The organism is Streptomyces tendae, from assembly GCF_008632955.1.
In the GTDB taxonomy this organism is placed as follows: domain Bacteria; phylum Actinomycetota; class Actinomycetes; order Streptomycetales; family Streptomycetaceae; genus Streptomyces.
This window is the reverse complement of the sequence record NZ_CP043959.1, coordinates 848,873-864,385: the sequence shown is the minus strand read 5'-3', so window position 1 is coordinate 864,385 and position 15,513 is coordinate 848,873. Positions and strand designations below refer to the sequence as shown.

Below are 15,513 nucleotides of genomic sequence, written 5' to 3'. Positions count from 1 at the left end.
ACCACCACAGCCGCCCGGGGGTTCGCAGGCGTTCGCGGCAATCCGCTCAGTCCAGCCGGTCCGCCAGCTCGCGGAACTCGTTCCAGGACAGCTCCGGCTCACCCGGATCCCACAGTTTCTGGATGAGCGCCCGCAGCGGCATCCGGATGCCCGCCGCGACCTGCTCCTGGGTCTGGGAGCGCGGCAGGTCGCCCCAGACGGCGAAGGACCCGCCGAGGATCTGCCGGTCGTACTTCGCGGGGACGGCGGTGGTGCCGCGCAGCACCCGCGGCGTCCACTGCTCGTAGATCCGCTCGCCGGTCGGGTAGACGAAGGTGAGCGGCTCGCCGAGCACGTAGTAGAGGAACTCGTCGTTGTAGTTGATGACGTCGCGGCCCTCGGCGAGGTACTCGGCGGGCTTGCGGGCGCCGATCTCCTTGCCGGTCCAGTAGGCGACCCTGATGTCCTCGTCGGCCCGGACGGACCCGCCGGAGAAGAAGCCGTCGTTCCAGGCGCGGGGGACGCGGTCGTGCGCGCGGACGGTGGCGGCCCGGTCGTTGAGCCAGCCCGTGGTCAGGTCCTCGACGGTGGCGCCGGCACCGTACTTCTCACGGGCCGCGGCGGCGAGGCCGGGGAAGGACGCCTCGGGGTCGGACACCACCAGCGCCTGGTACTCGTCGCCGCCGAGGTGCCACTGGTCGCCGGGGAAGAGCCCGGCGTACTCGTCCAGCAGGTCGTCGACGATCTCGGCGGACTTCGGGTTCGCGATGTCGACGGCGCCGCGCACCGCCTCGCCGCTCGCGTTGCGGAGCTGGAGGTCGGGATGGGCGGCGATGACGGCGCCGAGGTGTCCGGGCGAGTCGATCTCGGGGACCACGGTGATGTGCCGGCTCTCCGCCAGTTCGACGATCTTCCTGACCTGCGCCTTGGTGAGGTGGTCCGCGGAGACGATCTCCGGGTGCGAGTCGGACTCGATTCGGAAGCCCTGGTCGTCGGAGAAGTGCAGACCGATCTCGTTGTACTTCAGGTCGCCCAGCTCGCGTATGCGGTCCTCTATCCAGCCGGCGCTGTAGTGCTTCCGCGCGATGTCCAGCATCAGGCCGCGCCGCGGCTTGGCGGGCTCGTCACGCACCACGCCCTCGGGGGCGGTGCCGGCGCCGCGTATCTCCTGCTTGAGCGTGCGGGTGCCGTGGAAGACGCCCGCCTCGCCCGGCCCGCTCACGGTCACCCGTCCGCCGCGCACCGTCAGGGTGTACGACTCCGGGTTCGCCCCCTCGTCCCGGTTCAGCTCCAGGCGCACGTCCCCGGCCCGCTCGTCGTCCCGCTCGCCCGCGTACGTCAGCCCGAGCTCGCGGGCGGTCAGCCGGCCCTCGTCGGCCAGCGCCGGGTCGGACACGACCACCCGGTGGCCGGGCGCCGGGCGCCAGCCGGGGCCGCGTTCGGCCGTGTGCTCGCGGACGGCGGGTATGGTCCGCGGCGCCTCGGACAGCGGATAGCTGCGGGTCGGGCTGGGCGTCGGTGAGGCGGGGGACGAGGGGGAGGCGGCCGCACCGCCGTCCCCGTCGGAGGCCCACAGGCCGAGACCCACACCGGAGGCGACCACCACCGCGCCCGCGGCCACGGCCGCCGCCAGCACCCGCCGTCGTCGCGTCGCCCCCTCGACGGGGCGACGCCTGCGCTGACCGTGCTGCCTGTGCCGACTCACCCTGCCAACGTACGACCCGTTCGGGTGAGAGGCGTCCACAGGGCGCTCCCAAACTCTGCCGTCCGGGTGAAATGGGGGTACCGATCGGACACGTCTCGGACTCACTCGATAACGTGACGTCACAACTCTCACAGCATCTGCCACCGACACGCACGAGACGCCCACGAGGACCCACGCTGCCTGCGCACCGTCTCCCAGACCTCCCCGGCCGAGTCGCCATACCCGGACAGTCCCGCGGCGCGCCCGGCTCGCCGTCCCCGCTCGAGTGGTTCAACACCGCCCCCGAGCCGGACGCCGAGCGCGCCCTCCTGGCCTGTCTGCGCAGCCGGCGCTGGGCGCTGCTGCTCGCCGGCCACCGCCCCTACCCCGACATGGCGTCCCTCCTGGCGGCCTCGGACGAGGCGACGTACGACCTCTCGCCGGAGGAGATCGCCGAGGCGCTGGCCGCCGAGCCGCTCCCCTCCCTCCCCGAGGACACCTACACGGCCGCCCACACCGCCCTGAACGCCGCCCACGCGGCCTACGAGGCCAAGTTCGGCCACGTGTTCGTCATCTGCCTGGACGGCGTCCCCAGGAACGAGGTCCTGGACCGCGTCCTGGAGAACATCCGGTCACGATTGGCGAACGATCCCGACGAGGAGCACGCGGTCACCAGAGACCAGCTCCGCCTCCTGGCCAGGGAACGTCTGAACGACGCAGTAAGAGGCGCGGGAATGTGACGATGTGCGGCTCCGCCGCGTGAGCGCGAGCAACCCCCCGGCCGCCGCACCCGGCACCTGACCGCCCCCGCCCCGGGGGCCGTTTTGAAACCCCCCGCCCCCTTTTCGAGTGCAAGTTTGATCACACCGGCAGGCCCCCCGTAAGCGCCGCAGGCAAGCGTCGCTACCATGCTGGGGGCCGGTGGACCGTACCCGGCCGGGCCCGACCGACAAGGAAAGCCGGCGCGGCCCCAATCACCGCTCCCGGAGGAAATTTCCGTGCCGGCTGGAACGCTGTACCGCGGCCGGGAAGGAATGTGGTCCTGGGTGGCTCATCGAGTCACCGGCGTCCTCATCTTCTTCTTCCTGTTCGTTCACGTGCTGGACACCGCCCTCGTGCGGGTGTCCCCGGAGGCCTACGACGACGTCGTGGCCACGTACAAGACGCCGATCGTCGCGCTGCTGGAGTACGGCCTGGTGGCCGCCATCCTCTTCCACGCGCTCAACGGCCTGCGTGTCATCGCCGTCGACTTCTGGATCAAGGGCGCCCGGTACCAGAAGCAGATGCTCTGGACCGTCGTCGCCGTGTGGATCGTGCTGATGCTCGGGGCGATCTACCCCGTCCTCGGCCACGCCGCTCGTGAACTGTTCGGGAGCTGACGCAGATGTCCACGACTGAAACCTCCGCCTCGGGCATCGGCCCCGTCGAGGGCGGGTCCCTCTACTCCGTCGACAACCCGGCGCCGGTCATCGAGCCCCCGCGCAAGCGCACCCGGAAGACCCCGAAGTCCACCCGCGGCAACTTCGAGCTGGCCGCGTGGCTGTTCATGCGGCTGTCGGGTGTCGTGCTGGTCGTCCTGGTCATCGGGCACCTGCTGATCCAGCTCGTGCTGGACGGCGGCGTCTCGAAGATCGGCTTCGCCTTCGTGGCGGGCCGCTGGGCGAGCCCCTTCTGGCAGGTCTGGGACCTGGCCATGCTGTGGTTGGCCATGCTGCACGGCGCCAACGGCCTGCGCACGGTCATCAACGACTACGCCGAGCGGCCGAACACCCGCCTGTGGCTGAAGGGCCTGCTCTACACGGCCACGGTGTTCACCATCCTGCTGGGCACGCTGGTGATCTTCACCTTCGACCCGAACATCCGCTAGGCACGGGGCTGCGAGAATCATGAAGATCCACAAGTACGACACCGTCATCGTCGGCGCCGGTGGCGCCGGTATGCGCGCCGCCATCGAGTCGACGAAGCGCAGCCGCACCGCCGTGCTGACCAAGCTCTACCCCACCCGCTCCCACACGGGCGCCGCGCAGGGCGGCATGGCCGCCGCGCTCGCCAACGTGGAGGAGGACAACTGGGAGTGGCACACCTTCGACACGGTCAAGGGCGGTGACTACCTGGTCGACCAGGACGCCGCCGAGATCCTGGCGAAGGAGGCCATCGACTCCGTCCTCGACCTGGAGAAGATGGGCCTGCCGTTCAACCGCACCCCGAACGGCACCATCGACCAGCGCCGCTTCGGCGGTCACTCCCGCAACCACGGCGAGGCCCCGGTCCGCCGGTCCTGCTACGCCGCGGACCGCACCGGCCACATGATCCTCCAGACGCTGTACCAGAACTGCGTCAAGGAGGGCGTGGAGTTCTTCAACGAGTTCTACGTCCTGGACCAGCTGATCACCGAGGTCGACGGCGTCAGGAAGTCGTCCGGCGTCGTGGCGTACGAGCTGGCGACCGGCGAGATCCACGTCTTCCAGGCGAAGTCCGTGATCTACGCGTCCGGCGGCACCGGCAAGTTCTTCAAGGTGACGTCCAACGCGCACACCCTGACCGGTGACGGCCAGGCCGCCGTGTACCGCCGGGGCCTGCCGCTGGAGGACATGGAGTTCTTCCAGTTCCACCCGACCGGCATCTGGCGCATGGGCATCCTGCTGACGGAGGGCGCCCGCGGTGAGGGCGGCATCCTGCGCAACAAGGACGGCGAGCGCTTCATGGAGAAGTACGCGCCGGTCATGAAGGACCTCGCCTCGCGAGACGTCGTCTCGCGCTCCATCTACACGGAGATCCGCGAGGGCCGCGGCTGCGGTCCCGAGGGCGACCACGTCTACCTGGACCTCACTCACCTCCCGCCGGAGCAGCTGGACGCCAAGCTCCCCGACATTACCGAGTTCGCGCGGACCTACCTCGGCATCGAGCCCTACACGGACCCGATCCCGATCCAGCCCACCGCCCACTACGCGATGGGCGGCATCCCGACCAACGTCCAGGGCGAGGTGCTGGCGGACAACACCACCGTCGTCCCCGGCCTGTACGCGGCCGGCGAGGTGGCCTGCGTGTCCGTGCACGGCGCCAACCGGTTGGGCACCAACTCGCTGCTGGACATCAACGTGTTCGGCAAGCGGGCCGGCATCGCCGCCGCGGAGTACGCGCAGACCGCGGACTTCGTCGAGCTGCCGGCGGACCCGGAGTCCTTCGTCGTCGGGCAGATCGAGCGGCTGCGTTCCTCCACCGGCAACGAGCGGGTGGCCGAGCTGCGCCGCGAGCTGCAGGAGACCATGGACGCCAACGTGATGGTGTTCCGCACCGAGCAGACGATCAAGACGGCGGTCGAGAAGATCGCCGAGCTGCGCGAGCGCTACAAGAACGTCGCCATCCAGGACAAGGGCAAGCGGTTCAACACCGACCTGCTGGAGGCCATCGAGCTGGGCAACCTGCTCGACCTGGCCGAGGTCATGGCCGTCTCCGCCCTGGCCCGCAAGGAGTCCCGCGGCGGTCACTACCGCGAGGACTACCCGAACCGCGACGACGTCAACTTCATGCGCCACACGATGGCGTACCGCGAGGTCGGCGCCGACGGCACCGAGACCGTCCGTCTGGACTACAAGCCGGTCGTCCAGACCCGCTACCAGCCGATGGAGCGTAAGTACTGATGGCTACCCCCGTACTGGACAAGGCGGACGCGGCAGGCTCCCCCGAGCCCGGCTTCGCCGACTCCCCCTACATCACCGTCACCATGCGGATCCGCCGGTTCAACCCGGAGGTCTCCGCGGACGCGACCTGGGAAGACTTCCAACTGGAGATCGACCCCAAGGAGCGTGTCCTCGACGCGCTGCACAAGATCAAGTGGGACCTGGACGGCACCCTGACCTTCCGCCGTTCCTGCGCCCACGGCATCTGCGGCTCCGACGCCATGCGGATCAACGGCAAGAACCGCCTGGCGTGCAAGACGCTGATCAAGGACATCAACCCCGAGAAGCCGATCACGGTCGAGGCCATCAAGGGCCTGACGGTCCTGAAGGACCTGGTCGTGGACATGGAGCCGTTCTTCCAGGCGTACCGGGACGTGATGCCCTTCCTGATCACGAAGGACACCAACGAGCCGACGCGTGAGCGGCTGCAGTCCGCCGAGGACCGCGAGCGCTTCGACGACACGACCAAGTGCATCCTGTGCGCCGCGTGCACCTCGTCGTGCCCGGTGTTCTGGAACGACGGCCAGTACTTCGGCCCGGCCGCGATCGTCAACGCGCACCGCTTCATCTTCGACTCGCGTGACGAGGCCGGCGAGCAGCGCCTGGAGATCCTCAACGACAAGGACGGCGTGTGGCGTTGCCGCACGACGTTCAACTGCACGGACGCCTGCCCGCGTGGCATCGAGGTCACCAAGGCGATCGCCGAGGTGAAGCGTGCGCTGATCACGCGCCGCTACTGAGGCACCGCGCCGTACCACCCCGAGGGCCCGTCTCCGATCCGGAGGCGGGCCCTCGGGCGTTCTCGGGTGCCCCGCCGCGGTGCCCACGTGTAGTGCGTCCGCACCAGGCCGGGTGCCTCGTCCGGTGCGTGCGCACCAGTGGGGACGGCACCGCGGGACGATGCCCGGCCGGCGGCGGGACCGGAGGGTGGGAGCCATGCGATCCCGTCCGTGCGTGACACGCTCCCCCGCCCCCGGCGCCTTCGCGGTCCGGTGGCCGCCCCCTATCCTGGGCGGCGTGCTGCCAGATCCGGACGTCGCGGGTGAGGCACCGTTCCGGTGCGTCCCGGCGCGGCTCCCGGCGGGCCCGCGGTGTACCCGGTGGTGACGCGTACCGGCACCCGCCGGTGGCGGGAAGGGGCGGTCGTCGCGGCCGCCTTCGTGATCTGTCTGCTCGGCGGCACCGTGCGGGTCGAGAACACCCTGACCCCGCCGACCGCCGCCGCGTACCTGGTCGCCGTGCTGTCCTGCGCCGTGCTCCCGCCGCGGCACCGAAAGCCCTTGGCCGTGCTGGCGGTCACCACCGCGGCCGGTCTGGTGGCGCAGCCCTCGGACTGGTGCTGACCCGCCGTGATCGCCCCCGCCCTGGTCGCCGCGTACGCCTGCGCGCTCGGCGTGCCAGGCGAACGGCGCGCGGTGGGCGCGGTGTCCCTCTCCGCCGTGGTGCTGGCGGCGTCCGTGCCGCTGTCCGGGGACCTCTCGTGGCGGGACGCGGGCCGGATGGGGACCGTGGCGGCGGCACCGCTGGTGGCGTGGCTGGTCGGGCAGGCGGTGCGGACCCGGCGGGCGTATCTGGCCGCCGTTGAGGAGCGGGCGCGGCGGGCCGAGGACAGCAGGGAGTTGGAGGCGCGGCGGCGGGTCGCGGAGGAGCGGGTGCGTATCGCACGGGAGCTGCACGACCTGGTGGCGCATCAGATCACCCTGGCCAACGCTCAGGCCACGGTCGCCGCCCACTTCTTCGACTCGCGTCCGGAGCAGACCCGCGCGAGCCTGCGGGAGCTCGTCGAGACCACCGGTCACGCCCTCGACGAACTGCGCGCCACGGTCGGCCTGCTGCGCCAGACCGGGGACACGGCCGTGCCCGACGGGCCCGCGCCCGGGCTGGACCGGCTGCCGGACCTGCTGGAGTCCTTCCGGCGGGCCGGGCTGGAGGTGTCGGTGCGTGAGGAGGGCGCGGCGCGGACGGTGCCGCCGGGCGTGGACCTCACCGCGTACCGGATCGTGCAGGAGGCGCTGACCAACGTGACCAAGCACGCGGCGGGCCGTGGCGCCCGGGTGGGGCTCGACTGGGGCGGCGGGCGGCTGACCGTCACCGTGTCCGACGACGGAGGCGCCCCGGGCGGGCCGCCCGCCCTGTCGGACCGGCCGCCCGGGTACGGGCTGATCGGCATGCGGGAGCGCGCCACCGCGGTGGGCGGGGAGCTGACGGCGGGCCCGCGCCCGGAAGGGGGCTTCCTGGTGACCGCCCGGCTGCCCCTGCCGTCCGTGCGTGAGGGCGCGGCCGACGGTGAGGGGACGGGGCGGATGCCCGAAGCCACGGACGAGGGACGGACCGCATGACGCTGAGGGTGCTGCTCGCCGACGACCAGGCGCTGCTGCGCGACGCGTTCCGGCTGCTGCTGGAGAGCACCGACGACATCACCGTGGTGGGCGAGGCCGGCGACGGCCGGGAGGCGGTGCGGCTGACCCGCGAACTGCGCCCGGACGTCGTGGTGATGGACATCCGCATGCCGGAGGCGGACGGCCTCGCCGCCACCACGGAGATCTGCGCCGACCCTGACCTGCGGACCACCCGCGTGCTGATCCTCACCACGTACGAGACGGACGAGAACGTGGCGCGGGCGCTGCGCGCGGGCGCCGCCGGCTTCGTGGGGAAGGGCATCGGCGCCCAGGACCTGGCGGACGCGGTGCGGACGGTCGCCGAGGGCGAGACGCTGCTGTCCCCGGCCGCCACCCGTTCCCTGGTCGCCCGCTTCCTGGCCGCGCCTGCCGGCACCCCTCCGCAGGACGCCGGCCGGCTGGACGTGCTCACCCCGCGCGAACGCGAAATGGTGGCGCTGGTGGCGACCGGCCTGTCCAACCAGGAGATCGCCGAGCGGATGGTCCTCAGCCCCTTCACCGTGCGCGCCCATGTGCAGCGCGCGATGACGAAGCTGGAGGCCCGCGACCGCGCGCAGCTCGTCGTCATCGCCTACCGGACCGGCCTGGCGCGGGTCACCCCGGAGGACGAGGCCGGACGCCTCTCGTAGTCCGGCAGGGTCAGGGCGGTGTGGGCCCGGCGGGGCCGCGCGGAGGGCAGCGCGTCGAGGGTGCGCAGCCGCGCGTCGCGCTGTTCCAGGGCGCGGGCCGTGATGGGGAAGAGCGTGGCGCCGCCCTCGTCGACCAGCGCCTGGTTGGCCGTCACGTAGGGGCGCATACGGTCCTCGTAGGCGGCGAAGGCCGCCGTGTGGTCGCGGTGGGCGGCCAGGGCGTGGGCGAGCACGTAGGCGCCTGACAGCCCGAGGCTGGTGCCCTGGCCGGTGAGGAAGGACGGGGCGTACGCGGCGTCGCCGACGAGGGCGGCGCGGCCGTGGGTCCAGCGGGGCATGCGGATCTGTCCGGCCGTGTCGAAGAACAGGTCGTCGGTGTCGCGCACGGCCGCCACCATGCGCGGGATCTCCCAGCCCTCCCCCGCGAACACCTCTGCCACCAGGGCGCGCCGGGCGTCCGGGTCGCGGAGGGCGTCGCGCGGGGGTTCCGGACGGTGGAACGTGAGAAAGCCGTGCACCTCGGGGCCGTCGCCGGTGGCGTAGAGGGCGGCGGCCTTGCCCGGGGTGTTCCACAGCACCAGTTCACGGTGCAGGTGCCCGGGGTTCGGCAGGGTGAAGAGGGCGAAGCAGTACCCGAGGTAGCGGTGGAAGCGGTCCTCGGGGCCGAACAGGGCGGCCCGGGTGGCCGAGTGGGTCCCGTCCGCGCCGATCACCAGGTCGTACGTGCCCTGCCGCCCGCTGCGGAAGGTGACGTCCACGCCGCGCTCGGCCGGGTCGAAGCGGGAGACGGAGTCGCCGAAGAGGAACTCCACGTCGTCGCGGACCAGTTCGTACAGGGCGTCGGCGAGGTCGCCGCGCCGTATCTCCAGGTCGCGGGGCTCGCCCTCGTCGGCGGTGGACCGGAGCGAGGCGACGGTGCGGCCGGCGGCGTCGAGGAAGGTGGCGCGCCGGGGGCCGATGTGCGCCTCGCGCAGCCGCGGCCACAGGCCCGTACGCCGGATCACTTCGGTCGCCGTGCCGCGGATGTCGACGGGGTAGCCGCCGCCGCGCAGGGCGTCGGCCTTCTCCACCACGGTGACCGCGAACCCCGCCCGGTGGAGCCAGTACGCGAGGGCGGGTCCGGAGACGCTGGCTCCGGAGATCAGGACGGTGCGCGGGCCGGTCATGAACGGGTTCCTTCCTTCACGGGGGTGTGAGCGGGCTCGACGGGGTGCGGGGGACGGGAGGCGCGCGTGGCGCGGACGAGGAGCAGGCCGAGCGCCGCCGTGACGCCGGTGACGGCGAAGCCGGTGGTGAAGGCCGCCTCGGCGGGCAGCCCCGTGTCGGCGTCGGTCCCGGCGGCGAGCAACGCGCCCGCGATCTGGGCGCCCACGACGACGCCGATCACCCTGGTGACCACGAGCAGGCTGGTCGCGATGCCGGTGTCCCCGGGGTCGACCGCGGTGGCGGTGCCGGCCAGCAGCGCGGTGGTGGCGATGCCCGCGGCGAACGCGGTCAGCGTCTTGGCGAGGGCGAGCTGCCAGGCGGAGTCGTGCTGGGCCGCCAGCGCGAACATGACGGCGGCGGTGGCCAGGGCGGCCACGGCGACCACGGCACGGGCGCCGAACCGGCGGGCGGCGACCCCGCCGACCGCGTCGCTCATGGCCCCGGCGATCGCGCCGGGCAGGAGGTAGAGGCCGATGTCCGTGGTGTCGGCGTCGAAGCCGTAGCCTTCGCCCGACACGGCGAGGAGCTGCGGCAGCAGCAGGGTGACCATGCCGAGGGTGACGGTGACGAGCAGGGTGAGCAGGCACGCCTGCCACATCGCGGGCCGGGCGAGCATGCGCAGGTCGACCATCGGGGAGACCGCCCGGCGCTCGACGCGCACCCAGGCAGTGGCGAGCACGGCCACCAGTACGAGCAACGCGCCCGCGGCGAGGGGCGGAAGACCGCCGCCGGTCAGCAGGACGAGGCCGAGCATGAAGGCGAGCAGGGTGGCGCTCAGCAGGACCACGCCGGGCCAGTCGATCCGCTCGTCACGCCGGACCGGTTCGTCGGACGGCATCAGCCGCGCCACGAGGACGGCCGCCACGACGACCACGAGGGTGGGCAGCACGAACATCCAGTGCCAGGACAGGTGCTCCGCGATCAGCCCGGCGCCGAGCATGCCGGCCATGCCGCCGCCGGTGAACAGGGCGACGACCACGCCGATCGCCGCCTGGGTGCGCCCGGCCGGCAGATGGACGCGGACCAGGATGAAGGACAGCGGCAGCACGCCGACCATGGCGCCCTGGAGGATCTGGCCGAGCAGCAGCATCGGCAGTCCGGGGGCCAGCCCGGCGAGCAGTCCGCCGGCCGCGACGACGGCCATCAGCCGCATCAGCACGCGTTTGCCGCCGTAGCGGTCGCCGAGTTTGCCGGCGACGGGGGTGAGGACCGCGCCGGTGACGAGCAGGGTGTTGGCGACCAGCGCGCCCTCGGACGGGCCGAGCCCCAGCTCGCGCTGCAGCAGCGGGAGCGCGGGCTCCACCACGGACTGCAGGGCGCCGAGGGCGAGCGCCAGCACCCCGAGGGCGGCGATCGCGGGCCGCCGTAAACGCGGCGGTGGGGTCGAGGTGTCGGACATGGACGTCCCGTTCTGTGGGGGCCGTTCGGACACCTCCCACGGTTCCGTCCAAAGGCCCCGCGGGCATCGTCGTCCGCCACCGTCCTCCTCCGGTGCGTACGCACCAGACGCCTCCGCTGCCTGGTGCCGCGGCACGACGCCGGCCGACGCCCCCCACAGCGGAGTTGAACATGTTCAAAAGATGGCGCTACAGTCACTCCGTCAGCGTTTTGAACGCGTTCAAGAAGGGGTGGGGCATGGACCGCACCGTCATCGCCTACGTCATCTACCTGGCCGTCAGCATCGGGCTGACCGTCTGGGTGGCCCGCACGCTCAGCAGGAACGGGCGGGTCTTCCTCGCCGACGTGCTGCACGGCAACGAGAAGCTCGCCGACGCCGTCAACCACCTCCTCGTCGTGGGCTTCTACCTGGTGAACCTCGGCTTCGTCGCCCTGTACCTGAGCGACGACGGCACGATCGCCGACACCCGCGGCATCTTCGAGGCGCTGTCCGCCAAGCTCGGCGTGGTGCTGCTGGTGCTGGGCGTGATGCACCTGGGCAACGTGTACGTGCTCAGCCGGATCCGGCGGCGCGGCGTGATGGAGCGGGAGCAGCTGCCGCCGGTGCCGCCGCAGGGCTGGACCGCCCCGGCGGCCGGGGCGTGAGCGGCGTGCCGGCCGCGCACGGGGACCGGGACGCGCGCCGCGTCCCGGTCCGCGGGCTCACCGTGCTGTACGACGCGGGATGCCCGCTGTGCTGCTTCGTCCGGGACTGGCTGGTCCGCCGGCCGCAGCTGGTCCCGCTGGAGCTGGTCCCCGCCGGATCGACGGCCGCACGGGACCGCTTCCCCCGCCTCGACCACTCCACCACCCGGGCCGAGATCACGGTCGTCGGGGACGCGGGGCAGGTGTACCGGGGGGCCTCCGCGTGGATCGTCACCCTGTGGGCGCTGCGCGACCACCGGCGCCTCGCACACCGGCTGAGCACCCCCGCCGGGCTGCGGCTCGCCAAGGGCGCGGTGCTGGCCGCCGCCCGGTGGCGCGGAGCGACGGCCTCGGCGGGTGCACGGACGTACCACCGGGGCGACGGGTGGGCGTACGACCCGCGCGACGGCTGGCACCACACCCCGGCCGGCTGCGACGCCGGCACCTGCGCCGCCCCGTAGGCCGTGCACACGGACGTCTACGACGCAGGTCGCTGGCGTTAGGCTCTGTTCCCGTGCCCGCGAAGAACGACGGCCCCGGCCCCGGTGCCCCCCTCACCAAGTCCGAGCAGACCCGCGCCCTGATCCTCGAGACGGCCATGCGGCTGTTCCAGGAGCGCGGGTACGACAAGACGACCATGCGGGCCATCGCCCAGGAGGCCGGGGTCTCCGTCGGCAACGCGTACTACTACTTCGCGGGCAAGGAACACCTGATCCAGGGGTTCTACGACCGGATCGCCGGCGAGCACCAGGCCGCGGTGCGGGAGATCCTGGCCCGGGAGACCGACCTGGAGGCCCGCCTCGCCGGGGTGCTGAAGGCGTGGCTGGACATCGCCACGCCGTACCACGAGTTCGCGGTGCAGTTCTTCAAGAACGCCGCCGACCCGGACAGCCCGCTCAGCCCCTTCTCGCCGGAGTCGGAGCACGCGCGCCAGGAGGCGATCAGCGTGCACCGGGCGGTGCTGGCCGGCACGAAGACCAAGGTCCCCGAGGAACTGCGGGACATCCTGCCCGAGTTGATGTGGCTGTCCCAGATGGGGCTGTGCCTGTACTGGATCTTCGACCGCACCGAGGGCCGTGAGCGCAGCTACCGGCTCGCCGAGCGGGGCGCCCGGCTCACCGCGCGGGGCGTGGCCCTGGCCCGGTTCCGGGTGCTGCGCCCGCTGGTGCGGGACGTGCACGAGCTGTTCACGGAGTTCCTGCCCGGGATGACCAGGGCGCTCCCCGACCCCGCCGGCCGCGAGAACACCGGCCGGCGGGGTGCGCGGGGCAAGGACGAGGAGGACGGGGACGGGGGGACCCAGGGGGCACCCGCCTCCGACGGGCGCCCCGACGACGTCAGTTGACGACGTCCACCCCGCCGGGCGTGAGCTCCACGTCGTGCACGTACGGCCCGTCCGCCACGGTCACGTGCGCCGCCCGCGAGCCGTACGGGGAGGCCGTGACCGCGAGCAGATAGGTACCGGGCGCCGGCACGGCCACGATGTACGCCCCGTCGGCCAGGGACACCACCCGGTCCAGCTGCCGGCCGCCGGGGGTGAGCAGCGTGACGGCCGCGCCCCGCACCGGCTCGCCCTCGGCGGTGCGGACGAAGCCGTGGACCACCGAGGCGGCCCCTTCGGGGGTGCCCTCCACCGGCGCCACGGCGGGCGCGTCCCCGTCCTCCTTCGGTTCGACCGCCAGGTGCGGCAGCCGCTTCTCCAGCCCGGCCGGCAGCCACCAGTTGGCACGGCCCAGCAGGTGCATCACGGCCGGGACCAGCGCGGTGCGCAGCACGAACGCGTCCAGCGCGACCGCGGCGGCCAGTCCCACGCCCGCCATGGCGGCGCCGTAGTCGCCGCTGAGCACGAAGGCGAGGAAGACGCAGACCATGATGAGGGCGGCGGAGTTGATGACCCGGCTGGTCTCCGCGAGGCCGACCCGCACCGCGCGGGCGTTGTCCCGGGTGTGCACCCACTCCTCGTGCATGCGGCTCACCAGGAACACCTGGTAGTCCATGGAGAGCCCGAACAGCAGCGAGAGCATGATGATCGGCAGGAAGGCCGCGATCGGGCCCTCCTTGCCGAGGCCCAGCACGTCGAGTCCGACGCCCCACTGGAACACCACCACCAGCACGCCGAAGGAGGCCGCCGCCGCGAGCAGGTTCATCACGGCGGCCGTCAGCGGCACCACCAGGGAGCGGAACGCCAGCAGCAGGAGCAGGAAGCCGAGGCCGATGATCGTGCCGACGAACAGCGGCAGCCGGTCGCCCGTCACCGCGGCGAAGTCCTTCGACACCGCCGTCACACCGCCGACGTGGGCCTCGACGCCCGCGGCGGGGATGACGTCCTCGCGCAGCGTGTCGATCAGCCGGTCGGTCTCCACGTCCTGCGGGGAGGTGTCGGGGACGACCTGGATGACGGTGACCCCGCCGGCGGGCGGGGCGGCCGCCACCTGGGCGACGCCCTCGGTGTCCTCGACGGCCCGCACCAGACCGGCCGGGGCCTCGCCGTCCACGACCACCTGGAGCGGTCCGTTGAATCCGGGCCCGAAGCCCTCGGCGAGCAGGTCGTAGGCCTGCCGGGTGGTCGTCGAGGCGTCGTCGTTGCCCTGGTCCACGGTGCCCAGGCGCAGCGACAGCAGCGGCACGGCCAGCGCCGCCATCAGGACGACCGCCAGCGCGGCCACGGCCCGCGGCCGGCGCTGCACGGTGGCCGACCAGCGGGCGGCGAGTCCGCCCACCCCCTCGCCGTGCGGGCCCGCGGCCTCCAGCCGGCGGCGCTGACGGCGGCTGAGCACCCGGTGCCCGAGCAGGCCGAGCAGCGCGGGCAGCAGCGTGACGGCGGCGAGCACGCTGAGGACGACCGTCAGCGAGGTGCCGATGACCACGCCGTCCAGGAAGCGCAGGTTCGTCACCAGCATCCCGGCGAGCGCGATGCACACCGTGCCGCCCGCGAACAGCACCGCCCGGCCGGAGGTGTTGAGCGCGGTGACCGCCGCCTCCTCCGGGTCCATGCCGCGCAGGATGCCGCGCCGGTGCCGGGTGACGATGAACAGGGCGTAGTCGATGCCGACGCCCAGGCCGATCAACGTGGCCAGCAGGGACGCCAGTTCGGGGACGTCGGTGACATGGCTGATCAGCTGGGTGCCGAACATGCCGGTGCCGACGCCGAACACGGCGACGACCAGGGGCAGCAGCATCGCGAACAGCGAGCCGAACGCGACGAACAGCACCACGGCGGCCGCGAGGATGCCGACCAGCTCGGCCGTGCCCGTCGGCGGTTCCTGGACCCGGGTGATGGCCTGGCCGCCCAGCTCCACCTGGAGCCCGTCGCCCGCCGCCTCCTGGGCCGTGTCGACGACGTCCTGCACCAGTGCCTTCGGCACCGCGTCCGCCTGCTCGGCGAACGTCACCTGCGCGTACGCGATCCGTCCGTCCTCGCTGATCTGCGCCGCGCCCTGCTCCCCGTAGGGCCCGGCGACCGCGCCGACGCCCTCCATGCGCCCGATCTCCGCGAGCGCCGCCTCCATCCGGGAGCGCACCGCCTCGTCGCGCACGGTGCCGTCGTCCACCTTCCACACCACGGTGTCGGTGTCCCCGGCGCGCTCCGGGAACGCCTTGCGCATCAGGTCGTACGCCTGCTTGGAGTCCGTGTTCGGCAGCGAGAAGACCTCGGCGTAGTTCGTGCCCGCACCGCTCGCCGTCACCCCCAGTCCGAACAGCGCCCCCACCCACAGCAGGAGGACCACCAGCCGATGCCGATAGCACCAGCGTGCCAATACCGCCACGTGTCCGCTCCTTCGTCGCTCGGTCGGTCCCCCGGGTCCTGGCAGCAGAATCGGCGGCGGGACCCGCCCGGGGACACGGCTCGCCCG

The 15,513-nt window shown here is 72.7% G+C and carries 15 protein-coding genes; 11 read left to right on the top strand and 4 right to left on the bottom strand.

Annotated elements, in window-relative coordinates; all coding sequences use genetic code 11:
• Positions 1–46: 46 nt before the first annotated feature.
• On the bottom strand, positions 47–1,600 hold the full coding sequence (locus F3L20_RS04150; RefSeq protein WP_150157213.1) for a beta-N-acetylhexosaminidase: 1,554 nt from the start codon (positions 1,598–1,600) through the stop codon (positions 47–49).
• A gap of 197 nt (positions 1,601–1,797) precedes the next feature.
• Between F3L20_RS04150 and F3L20_RS04145 the strand changes: the two genes are divergently transcribed.
• The 8 genes from F3L20_RS04145 to F3L20_RS04115 all read left to right on the top strand — a co-directional run bounded on the left by F3L20_RS04145 (position 1,798) and on the right by F3L20_RS04115 (position 8,371).
• Entirely contained in the window at positions 1,798–2,403 is a 606-nt protein-coding gene (locus tag F3L20_RS04145; protein ID WP_240810832.1) for a 2-oxo-4-hydroxy-4-carboxy-5-ureidoimidazoline decarboxylase, read from the top strand.
• 258 nt (positions 2,404–2,661) lie between these two features.
• On the top strand, positions 2,662–3,042 hold the full coding sequence (sdhC, locus tag F3L20_RS04140) for a succinate dehydrogenase, cytochrome b556 subunit (protein ID WP_026244279.1): 381 nt from the start codon (positions 2,662–2,664) through the stop codon (positions 3,040–3,042).
• A 5-nt stretch (positions 3,043–3,047) separates the two neighbouring features.
• Positions 3,048–3,530 carry a succinate dehydrogenase hydrophobic membrane anchor subunit gene (locus tag F3L20_RS04135; protein ID WP_145830052.1) on the top strand — a complete coding sequence of 161 codons (483 nt, stop codon included), beginning with the start codon at positions 3,048–3,050 and terminating at the stop codon, positions 3,528–3,530.
• A 19-nt stretch (positions 3,531–3,549) separates the two neighbouring features.
• Positions 3,550–5,304, top strand: coding sequence for a succinate dehydrogenase flavoprotein subunit (gene sdhA / locus F3L20_RS04130; protein ID WP_145830051.1), 1,755 nt, complete (start codon positions 3,550–3,552; stop codon positions 5,302–5,304).
• Positions 5,304–6,083 carry a succinate dehydrogenase iron-sulfur subunit gene (locus F3L20_RS04125; RefSeq protein ID WP_145830050.1) on the top strand — a complete coding sequence of 260 codons (780 nt, stop codon included), beginning with the start codon at positions 5,304–5,306 and terminating at the stop codon, positions 6,081–6,083. Before sdhA ends, F3L20_RS04125 begins: the two co-directional genes overlap by 1 nt.
• A gap of 360 nt (positions 6,084–6,443) precedes the next feature.
• A complete protein-coding gene (locus F3L20_RS35545; RefSeq protein WP_431193183.1) occupies positions 6,444–6,686 on the top strand; it encodes a hypothetical protein in 243 nt (80 codons plus the stop codon).
• 6 nt (positions 6,687–6,692) lie between these two features.
• Complete coding sequence (locus F3L20_RS04120) at positions 6,693–7,682, top strand: sensor histidine kinase (RefSeq protein WP_431193182.1); 990 nt, start codon at positions 6,693–6,695, stop codon at positions 7,680–7,682.
• A complete protein-coding gene (locus F3L20_RS04115; RefSeq protein WP_150152291.1) occupies positions 7,679–8,371 on the top strand; it encodes a response regulator transcription factor in 693 nt (230 codons plus the stop codon). Before F3L20_RS04120 ends, F3L20_RS04115 begins: the two co-directional genes overlap by 4 nt.
• On the opposite strand, the gene F3L20_RS04110 is transcribed toward F3L20_RS04115, so the two are convergent.
• Positions 8,314–9,537, bottom strand: coding sequence for an FAD-dependent monooxygenase (locus F3L20_RS04110; RefSeq protein WP_150152289.1), 1,224 nt, complete (start codon positions 9,535–9,537; stop codon positions 8,314–8,316). The two genes, F3L20_RS04115 and F3L20_RS04110, sit on opposite strands and share 58 nt — an antisense overlap.
• Positions 9,534–10,976, bottom strand: coding sequence for an MFS transporter (locus F3L20_RS04105; protein WP_150152287.1), 1,443 nt, complete (start codon positions 10,974–10,976; stop codon positions 9,534–9,536). Before F3L20_RS04105 ends, F3L20_RS04110 begins: the two co-directional genes overlap by 4 nt.
• Positions 10,977–11,212: 236 nt before the next feature.
• Here F3L20_RS04105 and F3L20_RS04100 point away from each other — a divergent pair, with 236 nt between their 5' ends.
• Genes F3L20_RS04100 through F3L20_RS04090 form a run of 3 tightly spaced genes read left to right on the top strand, consistent with a single transcriptional unit; the run spans position 11,213 to position 13,004 of the window.
• A complete protein-coding gene (locus tag F3L20_RS04100) occupies positions 11,213–11,620 on the top strand; it encodes a hypothetical protein (protein WP_150152285.1) in 408 nt (135 codons plus the stop codon).
• Positions 11,617–12,120 (top strand): thiol-disulfide oxidoreductase DCC family protein, encoded by a 504-nt coding sequence (locus F3L20_RS04095; protein ID WP_150152283.1) that lies wholly within the window; start codon positions 11,617–11,619, stop codon positions 12,118–12,120. The genes F3L20_RS04100 and F3L20_RS04095 overlap by 4 nt, the downstream gene beginning before the upstream one ends.
• Positions 12,121–12,173: 53 nt before the next feature.
• Positions 12,174–13,004 (top strand): TetR/AcrR family transcriptional regulator, encoded by an 831-nt coding sequence (locus F3L20_RS04090; RefSeq protein WP_150152281.1) that lies wholly within the window; start codon positions 12,174–12,176, stop codon positions 13,002–13,004.
• On the opposite strand, the gene F3L20_RS04085 is transcribed toward F3L20_RS04090, so the two are convergent.
• Complete coding sequence (locus tag F3L20_RS04085) at positions 12,997–15,417, bottom strand: MMPL family transporter (RefSeq protein WP_150157212.1); 2,421 nt, start codon at positions 15,415–15,417, stop codon at positions 12,997–12,999. The two genes, F3L20_RS04090 and F3L20_RS04085, sit on opposite strands and share 8 nt — an antisense overlap.
• Positions 15,418–15,513: the final 96 nt, after the last annotated feature.

Bases quoted from the DNA above. Each gene is read 5' to 3' on its own strand.
- F3L20_RS04135 (WP_145830052.1), top strand. From the start codon at position 3,048: ATGTCCACGACTGAAACCTCCGCCTCGGGCATCGGCCCCGTCGAGGGC.
- sdhA (WP_145830051.1), top strand. From the start codon at position 3,550: ATGAAGATCCACAAGTACGACACCGTCATCGTCGGCGCCGGTGGCGCC.
- F3L20_RS04125 (WP_145830050.1), top strand. From the start codon at position 5,304: ATGGCTACCCCCGTACTGGACAAGGCGGACGCGGCAGGCTCCCCCGAG.
- F3L20_RS04115 (WP_150152291.1), top strand. From the start codon at position 7,679: ATGACGCTGAGGGTGCTGCTCGCCGACGACCAGGCGCTGCTGCGCGAC.
- F3L20_RS04110 (WP_150152289.1), bottom strand. From the start codon at position 9,537: ATGACCGGCCCGCGCACCGTCCTGATCTCCGGAGCCAGCGTCTCCGGA.
- F3L20_RS04105 (WP_150152287.1), bottom strand. From the start codon at position 10,976: ATGTCCGACACCTCGACCCCACCGCCGCGTTTACGGCGGCCCGCGATC.
- F3L20_RS04100 (WP_150152285.1), top strand. From the start codon at position 11,213: ATGGACCGCACCGTCATCGCCTACGTCATCTACCTGGCCGTCAGCATC.